Annotated in this window: 18 protein-coding genes; 5 read left to right on the forward strand and 13 right to left on the reverse strand. The window is 67.5% G+C overall.

Annotated features, from left to right (window positions below; genetic code table 11):
* Positions 1-9: 9 nt before the first annotated feature.
* The 5 genes from NWE53_RS16245 to NWE53_RS16265 all read right to left on the reverse strand — a co-directional run bounded on the left by NWE53_RS16245 (position 10) and on the right by NWE53_RS16265 (position 5,803).
* Complete coding sequence (locus tag NWE53_RS16245) at positions 10-1,833, reverse strand: ABC transporter ATP-binding protein/permease (RefSeq protein ID WP_265050411.1); 1,824 nt, start codon at positions 1,831-1,833, stop codon at positions 10-12.
* Positions 1,834-2,258: 425 nt separating this feature from the next.
* Positions 2,259-2,948 (reverse strand): ankyrin repeat domain-containing protein, encoded by a 690-nt coding sequence (locus NWE53_RS16250; protein WP_265050412.1) that lies wholly within the window; start codon positions 2,946-2,948, stop codon positions 2,259-2,261.
* Between the two features lie 72 nt (positions 2,949-3,020).
* Entirely contained in the window at positions 3,021-3,509 is a 489-nt protein-coding gene (locus NWE53_RS16255; RefSeq protein ID WP_265050413.1) for a GlcG/HbpS family heme-binding protein, read from the reverse strand.
* Positions 3,510-3,647: 138 nt separating this feature from the next.
* A complete protein-coding gene (locus NWE53_RS16260) occupies positions 3,648-4,253 on the reverse strand; it encodes a response regulator transcription factor (RefSeq protein ID WP_265050414.1) in 606 nt (201 codons plus the stop codon).
* On the reverse strand, positions 4,250-5,803 hold the full coding sequence (locus tag NWE53_RS16265; RefSeq protein WP_265050415.1) for a sensor histidine kinase: 1,554 nt from the start codon (positions 5,801-5,803) through the stop codon (positions 4,250-4,252). The genes NWE53_RS16260 and NWE53_RS16265 overlap by 4 nt, the downstream gene beginning before the upstream one ends.
* A 197-nt stretch (positions 5,804-6,000) precedes the next feature.
* Here NWE53_RS16265 and NWE53_RS16270 point away from each other — a divergent pair, with 197 nt between their 5' ends.
* From NWE53_RS16270 to NWE53_RS16285, 4 genes are all read left to right on the forward strand, one after another.
* The gene (locus NWE53_RS16270) at positions 6,001-7,023 is read left to right on the forward strand and encodes an amino acid ABC transporter substrate-binding protein (RefSeq protein WP_442865038.1); all 1,023 of its coding nucleotides are present in this window, start codon (positions 6,001-6,003) and stop codon (positions 7,021-7,023) included.
* Between the two features lie 85 nt (positions 7,024-7,108).
* A complete protein-coding gene (locus NWE53_RS16275; RefSeq protein WP_265050417.1) occupies positions 7,109-8,281 on the forward strand; it encodes an amino acid ABC transporter permease in 1,173 nt (390 codons plus the stop codon).
* 1 nt (position 8,282) lies between these two features.
* Positions 8,283-9,401: an amino acid ABC transporter permease gene (locus NWE53_RS16280; RefSeq protein ID WP_265050418.1), complete on the forward strand. Its 1,119-nt coding sequence runs from the start codon at positions 8,283-8,285 to the stop codon at positions 9,399-9,401.
* A 124-nt stretch (positions 9,402-9,525) separates the two neighbouring features.
* Complete coding sequence (locus tag NWE53_RS16285; RefSeq protein WP_265050419.1) at positions 9,526-10,209, forward strand: lysophospholipid acyltransferase family protein; 684 nt, start codon at positions 9,526-9,528, stop codon at positions 10,207-10,209.
* 21 nt (positions 10,210-10,230) lie between these two features.
* On the opposite strand, the gene NWE53_RS16290 is transcribed toward NWE53_RS16285, so the two are convergent.
* Positions 10,231-10,911, reverse strand: coding sequence for an EipA family protein (locus tag NWE53_RS16290; protein WP_265050420.1), 681 nt, complete (start codon positions 10,909-10,911; stop codon positions 10,231-10,233).
* 159 nt (positions 10,912-11,070) lie between these two features.
* On the opposite strand from NWE53_RS16290, the gene NWE53_RS16295 reads away from it, so the two are divergent.
* Positions 11,071-12,414 (forward strand): sensor histidine kinase, encoded by a 1,344-nt coding sequence (locus tag NWE53_RS16295; RefSeq protein WP_265050421.1) that lies wholly within the window; start codon positions 11,071-11,073, stop codon positions 12,412-12,414.
* A gap of 6 nt (positions 12,415-12,420) precedes the next feature.
* Here NWE53_RS16295 and NWE53_RS16300 read toward each other — a convergent pair whose 3' ends face one another.
* The 7 genes from NWE53_RS16300 to NWE53_RS16330 form a co-directional block, all read right to left on the reverse strand.
* The gene (locus tag NWE53_RS16300; protein ID WP_265050422.1) at positions 12,421-13,104 is read right to left on the reverse strand and encodes a response regulator transcription factor; all 684 of its coding nucleotides are present in this window, start codon (positions 13,102-13,104) and stop codon (positions 12,421-12,423) included.
* 142 nt (positions 13,105-13,246) lie between these two features.
* A complete protein-coding gene (locus tag NWE53_RS16305; protein ID WP_265050423.1) occupies positions 13,247-13,891 on the reverse strand; it encodes an outer membrane protein in 645 nt (214 codons plus the stop codon).
* Between the two features lie 327 nt (positions 13,892-14,218).
* Positions 14,219-15,094: an esterase family protein gene (locus tag NWE53_RS16310; protein ID WP_265050424.1), complete on the reverse strand. Its 876-nt coding sequence runs from the start codon at positions 15,092-15,094 to the stop codon at positions 14,219-14,221.
* Positions 15,091-16,098, reverse strand: a complete 1,008-nt coding sequence (locus tag NWE53_RS16315) for an ABC transporter ATP-binding protein (RefSeq protein ID WP_265050425.1) — start codon at positions 16,096-16,098, stop codon at positions 15,091-15,093. Before NWE53_RS16315 ends, NWE53_RS16310 begins: the two co-directional genes overlap by 4 nt.
* The gene (locus NWE53_RS16320) at positions 16,095-17,075 is read right to left on the reverse strand and encodes an ABC transporter ATP-binding protein (protein ID WP_265050426.1); all 981 of its coding nucleotides are present in this window, start codon (positions 17,073-17,075) and stop codon (positions 16,095-16,097) included. Before NWE53_RS16320 ends, NWE53_RS16315 begins: the two co-directional genes overlap by 4 nt.
* Positions 17,072-17,980 carry an ABC transporter permease gene (locus NWE53_RS16325; protein ID WP_265050427.1) on the reverse strand — a complete coding sequence of 303 codons (909 nt, stop codon included), beginning with the start codon at positions 17,978-17,980 and terminating at the stop codon, positions 17,072-17,074. The genes NWE53_RS16320 and NWE53_RS16325 overlap by 4 nt, the downstream gene beginning before the upstream one ends.
* Positions 17,977-18,954, reverse strand: coding sequence for an ABC transporter permease (locus NWE53_RS16330; RefSeq protein WP_265050428.1), 978 nt, complete (start codon positions 18,952-18,954; stop codon positions 17,977-17,979). Before NWE53_RS16330 ends, NWE53_RS16325 begins: the two co-directional genes overlap by 4 nt.
* Between the last annotated feature and the right edge of the window lie 4 nt (positions 18,955-18,958).

An 18,958-nucleotide genomic window follows, 5' to 3' on the forward strand; every position in this document is an offset into this window, starting at 1 on the left:
GCGCAAACCTCAGGGCGTATCGGCCTTGGCGTCCTCATTGGCCGCCCTGCGGCTCCTGAAAAGCCGCCACAGCGACCTGCCGAGGCGCCTGGTTGTCATGTGCGCGCCCGCGGGACGGCGCTCCAGCGTGATCTTCTGGTCGTGATAATCCTCCAGCCCCGGGCGATGGCCGACGCTGATCAGCGTGGCCTGAGAAAGTTCACTGTCGAACAGGCCCAGCAGCGATTCCTGGCTCTCCTCGTCGAGCGCGGAGGTCGCCTCGTCCATGACGATGATATCGGGCTTCTGGATCAGCAGGCGCGCAAAGGCGATGCGCTGGCGCTCGCCCCCGGAGAGGATACGGTCCCAATCATCGTCCTCGTCGAGCCGCTTGAAGAGATAGCCGAGGCCACAACGCTGCAGCGCGCCCGTGATCGTCTCCTCGTCGACCGCCTGGTCGGAAGCCGGATAGAGCAGGATCGAGCGCAGCGTGCCGCGCGGCAGATAGGGCTTCTGCGGGACGAAGGCGATCGACTGTCCTTCGGGGACGCGGATCGACCCGGAACCCCAGGGCCATAGCCCGGCCAGCGCGCGGATGAGCGTGCTCTTGCCCGAGCCGCTCTCCCCGGCGATCAGGACTTTCGCGCCCCGCTCGATGGCGACCGTCGCATCCGCGACGACGATGCGGCCATTGCTGTGGGCGAGCGACAGGTTCTCGATATGGATCGCATCGTCGTCGCTGTTTCCGAGCTCGATCCGGGAGTCGCCCTCCATGATCGTGCCGACGTCGAGGCCCTGCAGCTCCTCGACCAGCTCGTCGACACGGGTCACCGAAGCGAACCATTCGGCCAGCCTGACGAAATTGTCGACGAACCAGATCAGCGCGGCCTGGACCGCGCTGAAGGCGGCCACGACCTGCACGACCGCGCCCAGCGTCACGGCGCCTGCCAGGAATTTGGGCGCGATGAGCAGGAGCGGCACGATCGGGAACAGGGCGCCGTTGGTGTTGAGCACCAGTGCGATGATGCCTTGCTGGCGAATGATTCTGAGCCAGGCCGCGACGACGCGCCCGTAATTCTCGCCCACGGCGCTCAATTCGTCAGCGTCGCCGCGAATGAGGGCGATGCTCTCGGCGTTCTCGCGCAGCCGGGTCATCTCAGCCCGGAACTGGGCCTCCATCTCGTTCTTGTGCGACACGAGGCCGACGAGCGGCCGGCCGGTGAAATAGGCCGCCACCGATGCCACGAACGCATAGAGGACGGCGGCAACCGCCATGTAGCTCGGGATCACCACCGTGACCCCTCCGAGCGTCAGTTCTGCCGAGCCCGCGACCTGCCAGAGGATGGCTGCGAAGGTCGCCGCCGTGATGAAGGCGCTGATCAGCCCGATCGCCATTTCCACCAGCGGCTCGATCGAAAGGCGCACATCCTCCGCGATCCGGTATTCGGGCGCGGTGAGCTTCTTGGTCAGAAAACCCAGGCGGTAATAGCGCTGGTCGGCGATCCACCAGCCCGAGACGCGCCCTGTCAGGTTCTCGCGCCAGCGCGTCTGGAGCAGCATGCGGCTGACGACGAGGCCCGATACCGACAAGGCCGATGCCACGACGAGAAGCGGCAGCCAGCCCGTCGCGGACCACACGCCCGCCACGTCGCGCTTTTCGAGGGCATCGAAGAACAGGCGGTTCCAGCTGTTGATGCCGACTGCAGTCGTAATTTGCGCGGCGACGAAGGCCAGCACTGCCGCGGTTATCCCCCAGGCGCGCCACCGCGTCTCCGGATCGCTCCAGAAGCGCAGGGCGACCCGGAAGAATTGACGCATGCGCGAGCGCTGCGAGGCAAGCGGAGCATCGGCCATCAGCTCTCCCGCGGCTCGGGGTGTCTTAACGAAGGTTTCTATCGGCAAGGCGAGCGGACTGCTGTCTCAAGCCCAATGCGAAAACGGAGCGTCTTCGTCGCGGCGGAGCCGCACGCCGCCGGGAAGCTCGAATGTCTCCCGATCGATCTTCCTGACGCCGGTACCGTCGAGAAGCTCATAACGCGTAGCGCCCCTCGCATCCGGCCAGGCGGCGACGACATATCTGTTTCCGTTCGAATCCTGGCATCGCTCATGCCAGGCAGGCGCTGTGAGAGCATCCGAACGGCGCAATTCCATCGCTCTTGCAGGCATTGGCAACCTCTTCCGTTACAGGCTTCAACGGGGGAGCAGGTAGCGGAGTTCCATGCCACGACAGCGAGGTTTTCAGTCAGGGCGAGCGGCCGGAAAGGGCCGGCTATAGCATCTCAGCGCCGCGGCGCCGTTTCCAGCAGCTCGGCCATCGCCACATACCCACGAGCCCTGGCATGCTGCAGCGGCGTGATGCCCTGGCGGTCCGCGATCGTGCGATCGGCGCCAGCCGCGAGCAGAGCGCGGGCCGCCTCGACATGTCGTAGCCCGCCATCGCCGAGAACCACGGCTTCCATGAGAGCGGTCCAGCCGAGATTGTTGACATGGTCGAGCGGCGCCCCGGCTTCGATCAGCTCCCTGACGACACCATCATGGCCGAGATGGGCGGCCGCGATCAGAGCCGTGCCGTCATAGCGGCTGGTGATCAGCTTGGCCGAAGCGCCGGTTGCCAGCAGCGCCTTCACCACGGGCACGTCGTCGCGCACCGCGGCGATCGTCACCGCATCATAGCGCTGATCGTCGAGGAGTCCGGGCTTTGCGCCGATGGCGATCAGGAGACGAGCCGCCTCCCCATGCCCCTGAAAGGCCGCGACATGAAGCGGCGTTCGGCCATTGCCGTCGCGCGCATCGAGATTGTCGCCCGCCACGGCCAGCCGGCGGATGGTCGCGACATCGCCAGCCGCAGCTGCCGCATGCAGGCCGCGATAGGCGGCGAGCTCGGTAGCGCTGGGCGGCGTCTGCGCCATGGCCGGAGCCACACACACGGCGGCCGCGAAGATCAGGGCGGCCAGCAATCTTCGCGTCATCATGATGCTCCTCGAACGGCGACGCAGGCGGCCGCGATGGCGGCCACCTGCCCTGTTATGAGCCAGCCCGGTTCAGCGAAGCTTGGCCTTCACCTTCTCGATGCCGGCATTGGCGCATTCCTCGTCGAGATGACCGCCCGGCGCGCCGCCGACGCCGACCGCACCGACCACCTCGTCGCCGACCTTGACCGGTACGCCGCCGGCAAGCAGCAGGAAGCCCTCGATCGAGGCGAGATGGCGTGCGGCCGGGTTTTTCTCGGCGCCGTCGGCGATGGCGCTGGTGACGTTGCGGGCCGAGGCCGCGGTGAAGGCCTTGTCACGGCTCGCCGCGACCGTATGCGGGCCGGCACGGTCGGCGCGCAACACGGCGCGGACCACGCCGGCGCGGTCGACGACCGTGGCGGTGACGTTGAAGTTCTTGGTAGCGCAGGCCTCGACCGTCGCCTGTGCGATCTCCTGCGCGATGCCGAGCGGAATGTTGCGCTCCTGCAGGACCTGGGCGCCGGCAATGGCGGGGACAAGCGCGAGCGCCGCAGCGGCGGCAAAAAGGATCCTGGACATGGTCTCTCCGGTGCGGGGCATGGGGCGAGCTCTGAGCTCGACAGGGGCCAAGCTACCGGGCGGCGTGGCGAAAAAGGATCGGTGCGGTGCCGGAGGGGGCTCCGTAGTCCTACGCAGAAAGGGCCTGGACGAGCGTCCCTACCCGTCGAGCGCGAAGCGAACCATCTCCGCCACGGAACCGGCTCCCAGCTTCTCGGCGATGTTGGCGCGGTGGGTCTCGACCGTGCGCGGCGAGAGTTCCAGCGCGCGGGCGATCTCCTTGGTCGAAAGCCCCTCGGCGACGAGGTCGAGGATCTCGCGTTCGCGCTGGGTCAGCTTCGCGAGGCGCGCATCGCGCCCGGCACGCGCAGCCTGCGTGCGGCCGCGTTCGTCCAGCAGCGCGAAGCCGGCCTCGATCGCCTCGAGCAGGACCTGTTCGTCGATCGGCTTGGTCAGGAAATCGACTGCGCCGGCCTTGAAGGCCCGCCGGCAGGCGGCGACATCGCCGTGGCCGGTGATGATGATGGTCGGCATCTGTCCCGCCTCGGCAGCCATGCGCTCGAGCAGTTGCAGGCCGGATGTTCCGGGCATGCGGATATCCGCGACGAGGCAACCGTCATGACGCGGGTTCGGCCGCTCCAGGAAGGCCTGGACACTGGCGAAGGGCTTCGCCGCAAAACCCATCGTGCGCAGCAGGAGCGCGAGAGCATCCCGGACATCGACATCGTCATCGATCAGGTAGACCGTGCGGGCAGCGGGCTTCATTCGGCCGCGATCCCCTGCCCGGCGGCAAGAGCCGGGAAACGCACCGTGAAGACGGCGCCACGGCCGGGATCGCTCCGCGCGGCGATGCGTCCGCCCGCCGCCTCGACCAGGCGCTCGCAGAGCGGCAGCCCCAGCCCCATGCCGCTGCTCTTGGTCGTGAAGAACGGCTCGAACAGCCGCGCCAAATCGGCCTCGGCGATACCCGGGCCGCTATCGCTGACGGAGATCTCGACCTCGCCGCCGGAAACACGCGTCGCAAGGACGACTTCCCGCTTCGCGCCAGGGCTGTTCTCGATGGCCTCGGCGGCGTTGCGGACGAGGTTGTGCACCACCTGCTCGATCGAGACGCGGTCGACCCGCGCCAAAGGCACCGAGGCACTCAGCTCAAGCGTGAGCGTGATCCCGCGTTCCTGCAGATCACGCTGCGTCAGCTCGACGACATTGCGCACGATCCGGTTGAGATCGTTCGGCTGGGGCTGCGGGTCGCGGCGCGTGACATAGGCCCGCAGGCGCTCGAGGATGTCGCCGGCACGCCGGGCGTGCCGCACATTCGCATCGAGAACGCCGGTCAACTCCTCGGATGTCGCCAGTCCCGAACGCGCCAGGCGCAAGCCCGCCTGGCTCTGGCTCAGGATGGCGGTCAGCGGCTGAGTGATCTCATGGGCGATGCCGGACGCCATCTCGCCGACGGTATTCACCCGCATGGCATGGGCCAGTCGCGCCTCCTGCTGATGCAGGCGCATCGCTTCGCGCGCCCGCTGGCCGGCACGCCGTTCACGCAGCATCGCGAGCAACAGGAACACGGCCAGCCAGGACGCCAGCGGCCAGCCGATCAGCAAGCCCGGCGGCAGGATCTCGGCGATCTTCGGTTGCCGCGCCCATGTCAGGACCAGCGGCTGGGACCGGCTGCTCAGGGCCTTCTCGAAGGCGAATTTCGGGATCGGAATCTTTTGCGGCACCAGCAGTCCCTGCTCGACGATCGCCGTGCCGGACGCATCGCGCAAGGTGAGGAAGGCGTCACCGGGCAATCCGCCCTCCGGCTCGGTCAGGAGCCGGGCGTCGATAACGAGCACCAGCGCGCGCGGCCCTGATCCGCTGTCCGGAACGCGCTTGACCAAGGCGTAGAACGGCGTGCCCGCGGCACTGGCGAGCGTCGCCGCCTGACCCGGCACCAGTTCGCCGATTCGTGCAGACAGCGCAGACAGGTCGAAATCCCCGAGACTTCCCGGCGCTCGACCGGTCGAGACATCCGGAGAGATTCCCGGCCCGATCAATTCGACCGCCACGATGCGGGGATAGAAGCGCTGCATCGCCTCGATGACGGCCCGGAAGGTGCCGGACTCCGCCGTCGAGCTCGCCAGCACCGCCGCGAGGCTCGTCAAATGCGCGTCATGCTGTTCGACTCGCTGCGAGATGACGCGGTGCAGCGTCGTCCCTTCCCGCTGGACGGCCTCGCGCGCCCGCATGATCTCGACGCCGGCTCCCACCCCCAGGCCGGCGAGCGCGAGGGGAACCCACAGCATCAGGAATGGGACAAGTCGGGGCTTCAAGGGGTGCGATCCGGTTCGAGCCCAGCCTATCGCGCCCGGTCGGCGGCGTCACTGCATCACGCGCCCGTCATCTCGGTGGCGAGCGGCGGCTGGCGTCGAGAGCGCGGAAAGGCCCTTGCCGCGGCAATCCCGCCTCAATAGGCTCGCTTATGACGCGCCGACGACAGGCGTGCACAAGGGGAAAGCCTATGCCAAAGATGTTCTGCAAGCTGGCCGCGCTCGGTCTCGCCGCGGCCGCTTTTTCAGTGTTTGCCGCTCCGGCCTCGGCGCAGGCGACGCTCGATGCCGTCAAGAAGCGCGGCAAGGTTCTCTGCGGCGTTTCCCCGACTTCGGCGGGCTTCTCCTACGCCGACGACAAGGGCGTCCGTCAGGGCTTCGATAGCGACGTCTGCCGCGCCGTCTCCTCCGCCGTCTTCGGCGCGCCGGACAAGGTCGAGTTCGTTCCGCTCAACACCAATATCCGCTTCCAGGGCCTGCAATCCGGCGAAGTCGACCTGCTGTCGCGCCAGACGACGATGACCTTCTCGCGCGACACCTCGCTCGGGCTCGATTTCGCGCCGATCGTCTTCTACGACGGCCAGGGCCTGATGGTTTCGACCAAGCTCGGCGTGAAGAGCGCCGGAGAGCTGTCTCAGGCGGCGATCTGCCTGCTGCCGGGCACGACGACGCTGCAGAACCTCGAGGACTACTTCAAGCCGCGGAACATCAAATACGAGGCGGTCGTCTTCGAGGACAACAACGAGTGGCGCAACGCCTTCTTCTCCGGCCGCTGCGACGTCATCACCTCGGACCGCTCCGACCTCGCCTCGGTGCGGGCCGTGGCCAATGACCCCAAGCAGTTCGTCATCCTGCCGGAGACGATCTCGAAGGAGCCGCTCGCCCCCGTCGTCCGCCAGAACGACAGCAACTGGCGCGACATCGTCTCCTGGACCGTCAACGCCCTGATCGCGGCCGAGGAGTACGGCGTCAACAAGGGCAATATCGACGAGCAGCTGAAGAGCAAGGACCCCGAGGTCCAGCGCCTGCTCGGCGTCACCGGCGATCTCGGCAAGATGCTCAACCTTGACGTCAAATGGGCCTACAACGCGATCAAGCAGAACGGCAATTACGGCGAGATCTTCGAGCGCAGCCTGGGCGAGAAGACCGCGCTTGGTCTCAGCCGCGGCCCGAACCAGCTCTGGAACAAGGGCGGTCTGATCTACTCGCCGCCTTTCCGGTGATCCCGGCCGACGTGCGTTCCCTCGATTGACCTGAAACCACCGGCCGCGCCATGCGGCCGGTGCGTCTCCAGCACGGAACAGCCCGATGGCCTCATCAACCTCCAGCCCGGTGCGGCTGCTCTACGATGTGCGCGTGCGCGCCATCCTCTATCAGGTCGTGGCGGTCGCCCTCGTCGTCGGCGTCGGCTTCTATCTGTTCGGCACCGTCTCGCGGAAGCTCGCGGACCAGAACATCGCGACCGGCTTCGACTATCTGTCGCGGCCGGCCGGCTTCGTCATCAGCCAATCCTTCATCCGCTACGAATCCAGCGACACCTATGCCCGCGCCCTGCTCGTCGGGCTGCTCAACACCGTCTGGGTCTCGATCTTCGCCGTGATGCTGTCGAGCGTGCTCGGCCTGATCGTCGGCATCGCGCGATTGTCGCGCAATCCGCTGCTGTCCTTCCTCGCCCTGATCTATGTCGAGGCCCTGCGCAACGTTCCGCTGCTGCTCTATCTCTTCCTCTGGTACGCGCTCATCGTCGCGGTCTTCCCGCCGGTGCGGGAAGCCTGGCAGATCCTGCCCGACGTCTTTCTCAGCAATGGCGGCCTGATCGTTCCCTCTCTGCAATGGTCGTCCGCGCATAGCGGCGTGCTGGCATCGGCGGTCCTCGGCATCGTGCTGGCCTTCGTCGTCGCCTCCGCCTTGCGGCGACGGCGGGTCGCCTCCGGTCAAGCCCGCCCGGCCTGGCCCTTCGTCATGCTCGCGCTGCTCGGGCCGCCGCTCCTCGCCATCCTGCTGCTGCAACCCGATCTCGTGGTGAACTGGCCGGAGAGGGGCCGCTTCCGCATCACCGGCGGCGTGCAGGTCACGCCGGAATTCACGGCGCTTCTGGTCGGGCTAGGACTGTCCGCCTCGGCCGGCGTCGCCGAGATCGTCCGGGCCGGCATCCTCTCGGTCGGGCGCGGACAATGGGAAGCCGCGCGCGCCGTCGGATTGCACGATCGCCAGACGATGCGCCTCGTCGTGCTGCCGCAGGCGTTGCGCGTGATCGTGCCGCCGCTGACTAGCTCCTATCTCTCGACCTTCAAGAACTCATCGCTCGCCATCGCGATCGGCTACCCCGATCTGGTGATGGTCTCGAACACCACCATGAACCAGACCGGGCAGGCCATCGAGGGCATCGCCATCTTCATGCTGGTCTATCTCGGCATGTCGATCACGATCTCGCTCTTCATGAACTGGTACAACGCCCGCGTCGCGTTGGTGGAGCGCTGAGATGGCCGATCTGACCAACACGGCGATGCTCGGCATCGAGCGGCCGGACCGTCCTTCGCAGGGGCGCCGGTGGCTCTCGGGGCTGAAGCCCTATGTCGGCTCGCCGCTCAACGCCGTCATCACCTTCGCCTGCCTGTGGCTGATCTATCGGCTGGTCACCGGCGTCTGGGACTGGCTCGTCACCCGCGCGGTCTTGGAAGGAGGGCCGCAGGCCTGCAAGGCCGGCAACGGCGCATGCTGGCCCTTCCTGGCAGCCAAGCTGCGCTTCATGATCTTCGGCTTCTATCCCTATGAGGAGCATTGGCGGCCGGCCCTGGCGCTGGTCCTGTTCCTCGCCGTGATGATCGTGTCGATGATCCCGCGCTTCTGGTCGAGAAACCTGCTCTGGCTCTGGCTCGCGGTCGTGCTCGGCTGCGGCGTCCTGATGTATGGCGGCGTCTTCGGCCTGCCGATCGTCACCACCACAAGCTGGGGCGGCCTGCCGCTCTCCTTCATGCTCTCCTCGGTCGGCCTCGCCTTCGGCTTCGTGCTCGGCGTCCTGCTGGCGCTGGCGCGCAGCTCGAAGCTGCCGGCGATCCAGGTCATCGCCGTCATCTTCATCGAGATGGTGCGCGGCGTGCCGCTGGTCTCGATCCTGTTCATGGCCTCGGTGATGCTGCCGCTGTTCATGCCGGACGGCGTGACCATCGACAAATTGCTGCGGGCGCAGGTCGCGATCATCATCTTCGCCGGCGCCTATATCGCCGAGACGGTCCGCGGCGGGCTGCAGGCGGTGCCGAAGGGCCAGCACGAGGCCGCCGCCTCGCTCGGCCTCGGCTACTGGCTGTCGATGCGCAAGATCGTGCTGCCGCAGGCGCTGAAGATCGTCATCCCGCCGCTGGTCAACATCTTCATCGGCTTCTTCCAGGACACGACGCTGGTCACCATCATCGGCCTGCTCGACTTCCTGGATACGGTGCGCGCCTCGCTGCGCGACCCGAACTGGCAGGGCATCGCCGTGATGGAAGGCTATGTCTTCGCCGCGCTCGTCTATGCCCTGTTCAGCTACAGCATGGGCTCCTATAGCCGCTTCATCGAGCGGCGCCTCAAGACGGACCACAGCCATGGCCGGAGCGGCTGACGCGGTCGATACCGCGCTCCAGCCCTGATTTCGCACGAAAGCGGCCTGCTGCCCTGCAGCCGCGCAATGTTCCAGCAAGCCGTGAAGCCGACCACTCCGGGTGATTCACCATGGAGATCGGATGATGCGTCCCAGCTCAGGCCAGTCCGCGGCGCTCGCCGGCCGCGCGCTGCATGCCTATATCGACCTCGTGCAGCGAACCACCCGGTTCAAGCCGGAGATCCCCGGCGCCCGCCCCTGGGAGCGCAGCCGCGAGCCCTTCATCGCGCTGACCTGGCACGGCCAGCAGATGCTGAGCCTCGCCGCGCTGCAGGGGGCCTCGCAGGTAGCCGTCCTGGCCTCCCTGCATTTCGACGGCGCGGTCGTCGCCTCGGTCGTCGAACGGGCAGGTTTCCGGACCATCCGCGGCTCGGGGACGCAGAGCCGCCCCAAGATCCAGCTCAAGCGCGCCGTTCCCGCCTTCTTCGAGATGCGCGATGCTCTGCGCGATGGAACCAGCGTCATGCTGACGGCCGATGTTCCCAAGGTCTCGCGCATCGCCGGCAAGGGGGCGGTGCAGCTCGCCCGCGCCTCCGGCAGGCCGATCTATCTCTTCGCCGCCGTCACCAGCGCCCGCTTCGATCTAGACAACTGGGATCGGGCCAGCATCGCCCTGCCTTTCGGGCGCGGCTGCGTCCTGTGGTCGGAGCCGCTCTACGTCCGCAAGGGCGCTGACGATCGCGAGGTCGGGCTGATCGCGATGGACATCTCGGCGCGCCTCGACGATCTCCATGCCACCGCCTACCGGTCCCTCGAGCGGGGGCGCTAGACGTGCTTCTCTCCTGGCATCTCAGGGGCGTCCAGATGGCGGACAATCGGCCGGGTTGCCGCAGATGTTGCCTGGCGGGCGCAACACCTCCGGCTCGCCTGCCGGCTCGATGCGAATGCGGCTGAGATCGCCCGAGAAGCGCAGGCCGAGGCCCGACGAGATGAGGACGATCCTGGCACGGGGAGAGGCGAGGATCGTCGCATTGGCACCAGCCAGGAAATGAGCGCTGCCGCCGAGGCTGGCATAGACGCCGAACACGTCCTCGCGCCGGTCGAGCCCGTAGACCAGCATGATCACCCGGCCGTAATCGGCGCCGAGCCCGATGCCGACCGACAGGGCCGACCAGATCACCGGCTCGGGCGCCCCTTCCGGGAAGCGCAGCTCGCCGCTGCCATGCCGGCCGCCAAGGACGAAGGAACCGCTCAGCTCGCCACCGACGATATAGGCGTTTGGCTCGCCGAACAGCGCCAGCGAGCGCTCGATCGGCAGGCTCACGGTCTTCGACGCCGTGTCGAAGACGCCCTCGACCATTCTCAGAATCTCGTTCCGCGAGGCCGTCGGCAGCTGGCCCGGCCTGATCTGCTCTTTCGTGACCGGCCCGCCTTGCGCAAAGGCGGATGGGAAGACGGGTGCAAAGGCCAGGAGCGCGGTCAGCGCGAAGACCGCACCGCTCCATTTCGCCAGGGCACGCAACACGGACATCAGGCCGGCAGATCCGGGAAAGAGTTGAACGGCAACGGTGATACGGTCCATGCAGGGCGAAGCAGGGCGGCAAGCCCCGTCAGACAAGCCATACCCGCACAGAGGCTCCGTGACGACCCGCAACGCTGAATCCGTGACCACGCGGCCCGGAGGGTTGCGGTGACCTCGCTTTCGCGCGCCCTCACCATCCGGCTGAGCCTGCTGGGCATCGTCCTGTTCGCGGCTTTCATCGCTGCCGTTCTGGCCTTCACCTTCATCACCGAGGATCCCGGCGTCCTGCGCAACGATGTCACCTCGCGGGTCATCCAGCAAAGCGTTCGCCAGCCGGCAGGCAGCGGGCTGCATGTCGAGAAGACGACGGGGCTGGTGCAGATCGAACGCGCCAGCCCCAAGCTCTGGTATCTCGTCTCCGACGGACGATCCGTCGTCGAGTATGCGCTAGAGTTGCGGCCGGGGCTGCCCATCGACATCCGGCTGGACGGCCCGACCATCGCCGCGCAGATGCGGGTGGGCGGCGACAACGCGCTGGCCTTCGACGTCATCGAGAAGGACGGCACCCGCATCATCGTCGCGACAGGCGGCGGGCAACCCGGCTGGGACCTGATCCTCGGCTACTTCCTGCGCGCCATCGCCGGCTCCGCGCTGGCGATCTCGGTGGTGTTCGGGATCATGATCGCCGCTGCGATCGCCATGTCCGTCTCCTATATCAGCGCGCGGCTGCGCAGCGCCGCCGAGGCCGCCGCGCGCATCGATCCCCGCGCGCCCCGTGGGTTGCTGCCGACGGAGGAGACTCCCGTCGAGCTGATGCCCTTGACCACCGCGCTCAACTCCGCGCTCGACCAGATTGCCGGAAACATGGAGGTGCAGCAGCGCTTCATGAACAATGTCGCGCATGAGCTGCGCACCCCGCTCACCGTGATGCGCAGCCGGGTGGACGCGTTGGCCGACGAGCCGGCGCGCCTTGCGCTGACGACGGATCTGAGCCGGCTGACCACCATCGTCTCGTCGATGCTCCAGCTCGCCCGCCTGCACGCCACCGATCTGCCCTTCGAGCCCCTGCAGCTCAACGCGCTCGCCCGAGCCGTGCTGGCGGACCTCGCTCCGCTGATCCTCAGCCATGGCGTCGACGTCGCACTGGAGGAGGAGGGCGAACACCATGTCATGATCGACGCCAACGAGGCGACGGTGCGTGCCGCGCTGGCCAATCTCGTCGACAACGCCCTGCGTCACTCGCAGGCCAAATCGACCATCCTGGTCCGGGTCCTCGACGGGGCCGTTCTGGAGGTCACCGATGACGGCATCGGCATCGCCGCCGTCAAGCGCGCGCAGGCGATGGAGCCGTTCAACCGGATGTCGCCGCATTCGATCGGCGCCGGCCTCGGCCTCACCATCGTGCGCGACATCATGGCAGCCCATGGCGGAACCATCGCCATTCTCGGCAACGAAGCCGGCGGCACCACGGTGCGCCTGATCTTTTCCGCTGACGGCGCGAACGGCGCGTGAGGGCGGTCAGGGAGCGGGCGCGCAGGTCTTCAGCATGTAGCCGATGCCGCGCAGCGAGGTGATCTCGACCTGGGCGCCGGCATCCCTGAGCTTGCGGCGCAATCGCGAGATCTGTGCTTCCAGCGTATTGGATTCGATCAGGTCGTCGAAGCCATAGACCGCCTCGATCAGCACGTCGCGGGTGACGACGCGGCCGACGCGCTGCACCAGCGCTTCCAGGATCAGCGTCTCGCGCCGGCGCAGGTCGAGCGGCTCCGTCCCGACGCAGGCGTTTCGCCCCTCCAGATCGATCGAGAGATTGCCGGCCGCGATGACCAGCGAGCGCTTCGGCTGGCGCCGGCGCGCGATGACGCGCAGGCGAGCCAGCAATTCGCCCGGCTCGAACGGCTTCACCAGATAGTCGTCGGCGCCGCCATTGAGGCCTTCGATGACATCCGTCTTGGCGTCGCGCGCCGTCAGGATCAGGAAGGCCGGCCGCGTCTCTTCCGCGCTGAGGGCCTTGACGATCGACAGGCCGTCGCCGTCCGGCAACCGCCGGTCGACGATGGCGATGTCGAAGGGTGCCGTCCGCAACGCCGACAGCGCGGCATCGATCGTGGTCGTGCGGTCCACGATCAGCCCGGCATTCGTGAGGAGCAGGGACAGGAAAGCCATCAGCTCCGGCTCGTCCTCGACGATCAATGCGCGCATGTCTGTCCTGTCGGAGTGCAGGGATGGAACGTGATGCCGGACAAGGGGCGGTAGTCCAGACACCGCGCTCCATCCCTACCTCGAAACGGCCAAAAGGCCGTAAGTCAGGGCCGGCTCGGCAAAGCCGGCCACGATCGCGAGATCAGAAGCGGTAGTTCAGACCCGCCTTGACGAGGTGCTCGGTGACGCCGATCCGGGTCCGGTTGGCGCCGAACTGGAAGTTCTGCTTGCCCAGGGAGACGTAATTGTACTCGAGCTTGGCGGTCAGATTGTTGGTGATGCCGTATTCGGCGCCGGCACCGACCACATAGCCCAGCTTGCTCTTCGTCTTCGAGAGCAGGCCGTCGCTCGCCTTCATGTTGCCATAGGCCAGACCGCCCGTGCCGTAGACCAGCACGCGGTCGAAGGCGACGCCGGCGCGCGCCTTCAGGGTGCTCACATAGCGCATGTCGGCGCTGGTGCCGGCGCCTCGCCGCTTGGAGCTGCTGCTGAGGCCGTTCATCGACATGTCGCCTTCCATGCCGAAGACCATGTTGCCGAGCTGCATGTTGTAGCCGAGCTGGCCGCCGAGCAGCACTTCGTTGCGGCTCTTCTTGGCGGCGCCGTCGAAGCGGTCGAACGCCGCGCCGGAGTGGATACCGGCATAGATGCCGTTCCAGTTATAGGTGCGCGGCGCGGTATAGGCCGGCCACTCCTGCGCGCGCGGCAGGGGGCGATCCGCCGCCGCTGCGGGCACCGCGAACAGGGCCAGCAGGCCAAGGCCCGTCATCGGGCGGGTGCGAGACATCAACAACTCCTTGCAGCGGCGGTCATTGCCGCCGACACATCTGCCTGCATCCCTTCCCCGTGGATCGGAGCGGGTCGGCATGCGCAGATTGCGAGCGAAGATTACGGCAGTGTTGCCTACCGAAGAGGCAGGCATCCCGTATCGGGCCGGCGTCAGGCCGCCTGCCGCGGAGCTGCAGCGGGGAAGATGCCCCGGCCGATGTTCCGCGCCTTGTCGAGCAGGACTCCGGGCGAGGTTCCGTCCGGAGGAAGCAGCAGTTCCGACGTGACGACCGTCGCGCCGCAATAGCCGAAGATGCCGTGGTCGATCTCGTCCGTGTGTCGAGCGTCAGAGCACGGGTTCGGCCTGCTTCCCGAGTTCCTCCACCGGAGGAATGCGGCCGCCTTCGAACCAGTAGGCCGCCGCCGCGCGCGACATCGCAGCGCCGTCATGGCCGATCCCGCCGACCGTGATCAGCTGCCAGTTGCAGGGCACACCGAGGCGCGCCGCTTCGGCTCGGGCGAAGTCGAGCATGAAATGGGCGCGGCCATAGCGATGCGGGCCCTGCGCCAGTGCCTCCGCCTGCGCCGGCAGGTTGGGATCGTCGGTGACGATGTCGCGGTCCCCGGCAAAAATGATCATCGGATAGGCGAGCCAGCGGGTGAGCGTGTCACGATCGAGATGGAGCCCGCCGAGCCCTTCCGGGAAGCGACGCTCGAGCACCGGCAGCGTGTACCAACCCGGATTGGAGGCCATCGCGGCGGCGAAGAGTTCGCCGCCTTCCGTCGCCAGCATGCGATGCACGAACTGGCCGCCGGCCGAATGCCCGAAGATGCGGATGACCGGGCTTTCGATCACGCCGCCGGCGCGCAGCGCGTCGAGCACGCGTTCCGGCACCGAATAGAGCCACTGCTCGCGCGGGGCGATCGCGCCGTCCTCGGACACCATCAGGCCGTTATTATAGCCCTCGGCCTTGGGGAAGTGCTCGTCGGGAAAGGTCGGCGCCACGATCAGCAGGCCGTGCTTCTCGGCCGCATCGATCCAGAAATCGCGGTAATCGTCGCCGTTGCGCAGCATGCCGTGCTGCACGACAATGACGGGATCGTTCGGCTGGTGGCGCGCCGGGCGGTAGAAGTTGACGGCGAGCGGCCGGTCAGGATGACGGCTGTCGACGAAGGGCAGCGTGCTGCGCCCGACCGGCGGGTTGAGTGTCGTCGTGGTCATGCGGCCTCCGGAGCCGTGTGCAGGTGGCAGGCGGCGCTGCGGCCGGGCGCGATTTCGGCCAGGACAGGCCGCACCTCGCGGCAGACGGGCATCGCCTGCTCGCAGCGCGGGTGGAAAGGGCAGCCCGGCGGCGGCGCCAGCGGCGACGGCAATTCGCCCTTGAGCGGCTGGAAGGCGCGCTTGCGCCGTGCCGCCGAGGGAATCGCCGCGATCAGTGCCGCGCTATAGGGGTGCGCGGGCTTTGCGAACACCTCGTTCGCCGCTCCGATCTCGACGATGCGGCCGAGATACATGATGGCGACCCGGTCGCTGATATGTCTGACGAGGCCGAGATCGTGGCTGACGAACAGATAGGTCAGGCCATGGCGCTCGCGCACATCCATGAACAGGTTGATGACCTGCGCCTGGATCGAGACGTCGAGCGCCGAGACCGGTTCGTCGCAGACCAGGAAATCCGGCTTCACGGCAAGGGCGCGCGCAATGCCGATGCGCTGGCGCTGCCCGCCCGAGAACTGGTGCGGATAGCGCTCGCGATAGGCGAGATCGAGCCCGACCTCGCTCAGCGCCTGATCAACCGCCGCATCGGTCTCGGCCTTGGGCAGGAGCTTGTGGACGCTCAGCGCCTCGCCGACGATGCGGCTGACCTTCATGCGCGGATCGAGCGAGGCATAGGGGTCCTGGAAGATCATCTGGACCTTGAGCAGGAAATCCAGCCGCTCCTTTCCCCTGAGCCCTGCTACCGGCCGCTGCTCGTAGACGACCTCGCCCGCGCTCGGCTTCAGGATGCCGGTGACGACGCGCGCGAGCGTCGACTTGCCGCAACCGGACTCGCCGACGAGGCCAAGCACCTCGCCGCGCTTGACGCTGAGATCGATGCCGTCGACGGCGCGCAGCACCGGCGGCGCCTTGCCCCGCCCTGTCGCCATCAGGATGCGCTCCGCCAGCGTCGGGCTGCGGCGGAAATGCTTGGTGATGCCCTTGAGTTCGATGACCGGAGCGCTCATGCCGCTTCTCCGAACGGAACCGGGTTGTGGCAGCGGAACCGGTGCTCGCCCTCCCCCGTCGCTATCGGATCCACATCGGCACAGATCGGCTGGACACGAGGGCAGCGCGGCCGGAACGGACAACCGCTCGGACGCCCATCGATCCGCGGCGCGACGCCGTCGATCTGGTTCAGGCGCTCGCCCGGCGCGACATTGGCGGCGGAGGAATTCAGCAGCCCGAGCGTATAGGGGTGGCGCGGCGCATCCAGCACCTCGTCGACCGGGCCGATCTCGACGACGCGGCCGGCATACATCACCGCCACCCGGTCGGCGAGCTCGGCCACCACGGCGAGGTCATGGGTGATCCAGAGCACGGCCGTGCCGGTCTCGCGGGCGAGCTTCTGCACCTCGAACAGGATCTGGCTCTGAATGGTGACGTCGAGCGCCGTCGTCGGCTCGTCGGCGATGATCAGGTCGGGCTTGTTGAGCAGCGCCGTGGCGATGGCGACGCGCTGGCGCATGCCGCCGGAGAATTCGTGCGGGAACTGCTTGAGCCGCGCCTCGGGCGAGGAGATTCCGACGCGCGACAGCGCTTTGGCAGCCTCGGCCAGCGCCTCCTCCCGGCCACAGTCGCGATGCTCCAGGATCGCCTCGCTCATCTGCTCGCCGATGCTGAGCACCGGGTTCAGCGTCATCAGCGGATCCTGGAAGATCATGGCGATGCGGTCGCCGCGCAGGTCGCGCAGGCGCTCTTCGGTCGCGCCGCGCAGATCCTCGCCGTCGAAGCTGATAGTCCCGGCGACGATCTCGCCGGGCGGATCGATCAATCGCACCAACGAGAAGCCGGTCACCGACTTGCCGGAACCGGATTCGCCGACCAGCCCGAGCACCTCGCCCCGTGCGACGCTGAGATCGACGCCGTCGACGGCGGGCCAGGCGCCATCGAGCGCATGGAAGACGGTCCTGAGACCGCGGACTTCGAGCAGGGCTTCGGTCATGAGCGCACGTTGAAACTGCGGCGCAGCCGGTCGCCGACGAGGTTGAGCGAGACGATCAGCAGCACCAGCGCGATGCCGGGGAAGACCGCGATCCAGTATTCGCCCGAGAGCAGGAACTCGAAGCCGTTGGCGATGAGCAGGCCGAGCGAGGGCTGCGTCACCGGCACGCCGACGCCGAGGAAGGAGAGCGTGGCCTCAAGCGTGATCGCGCTGGCGACGCTGATCGAGGCGACGACCAGCACCGAGCCGACCGAGTTCGGCAGCAGATGCGCGATCATGATGTGCCGGGTCGGCAGGCCGAAATTCAGCGCCGCCTCGATATATTCCTTGCGCCGCTCGACCAGGGCGGAGGCGCGCATCAGCCGGGCATATTGCGCCCACTGCACCAGCACGATGGCGAGGATGACCTTGTCGACGCCGCGTCCGATCGAGGCGAGCAGCACGAGCGCGATCAGGATCGAGGGGAAGCCGAGCATGAAATCGACGACGCGCATGATGATGGCGTCGACGGCACCGCCGAACTGCGCCGCCAGAAGCCCGGCCGAAATGCCGATGAAGAGCGCGCCGAGCGTCGCTGAAAGGCCGACCATCAGGCTGGTGCGCAGGCCGTAGAGGATCGCACTCAGCATGTCGCGCCCCTGCGAATCCGTGCCGAGCCAATAGATCGTGCCGGTCATGCCGGCCTCGCCCGGCGGCAGGCGGTTGTCCATCACGCTAAGCGAGGCGAGGTCGTGGGGGTTCTGCGGCGCGATGACCGGCGCCAGCAGCGCGAGCAGCACCATGATGCCGAGCAGGATCGCAGCACCGCGCGTCGTCGGCCGGCTGCGGATGCGGCGCAACACCTTCTGGCGCAGCGGCGTGTCGGCATAGGCCGGAACGGCCGGCACTTTCGTCTCGGCGCTCATGCCATCTCTCCCGTCAGCTTCACCCGCGGATCGAGCGCGGCGTAGAGGATGTCGACGAGGAAATTCACGGTGACGAAGAGCAGCGTCGCCAGCAGGACATAGGCGACGACCACCGGCCGGTCGAGCTGGTAGACCGAGTCGATCAGCAGCTTGCCCATGCCCGGCCAGGCGAAGACCGTCTCGGTAATGGTCGAGAAGGCGACGAGGCTGCCGAACTCGATGCCGACCACGGTAACGACCGGGATCAGGATGTTGCGCAGCACGTGCCGGCCGACGATGCGACGCGGCCGCACGCCCTTGGCGCGGGCGTATTTCACGTAGTCCTGCGTCATGGTTTCGGTCGTGCCCGCCGCGACAAGGCGGATCATCAGCGCCATGTTGGGGATGGCGAGGTTCAGCGCCGGCAATGCCAGATGCTTGAGGCCGTCCAGCGTCAGCAGGCTGGTGCGGATGCCGAGCACCGAGACCGTCTCGCCGCGCCCGGCCGTCGGCAGCCAGCCGAGCACCACGGCGAAGAGCAGGATCAGCATCATGCCCTTCCAGAAGCTCGGCAGCGAATAGCCCAGCACCGTGCCGCCCATGATGATGCGCGAGGGCCGGCTCTCCGGATCGAGCCCGGCATAGAGCCCGAGCGGCACGCCGGTGAAGATCGCCAGCGTCATCGCCAGAAGCACGAGCTCGAAGGTCGCCGGCAGCCGGGCGAGGATCAGCTCGATCGCCGGCACGCCATGCACGAAGGAGCGGCCGAGATCGCCCTTCAGGGCATTGCCCATGAACACGAAATATTGCTGCCAGACCGGCAGGTCGAGGCCGAGGCGCCGGATCAGCGCCTCGCGCTCGGCCGCGCTGACCGATGGCGAGACCAGGAGCTCGATGGGATCGCCGATGCCGTAGACGGCGAAGAAGACCACGACCGAAACCGCGAGCAGCACGAGCACGCTCTGGATCAGCCGCTGCAGGACATAGGCGGTCATGAGG

The organism is Bosea sp. NBC_00550 (assembly GCF_026020075.1).
Classification (GTDB): Bacteria; Pseudomonadota; Alphaproteobacteria; order Rhizobiales; family Beijerinckiaceae; genus Allobosea.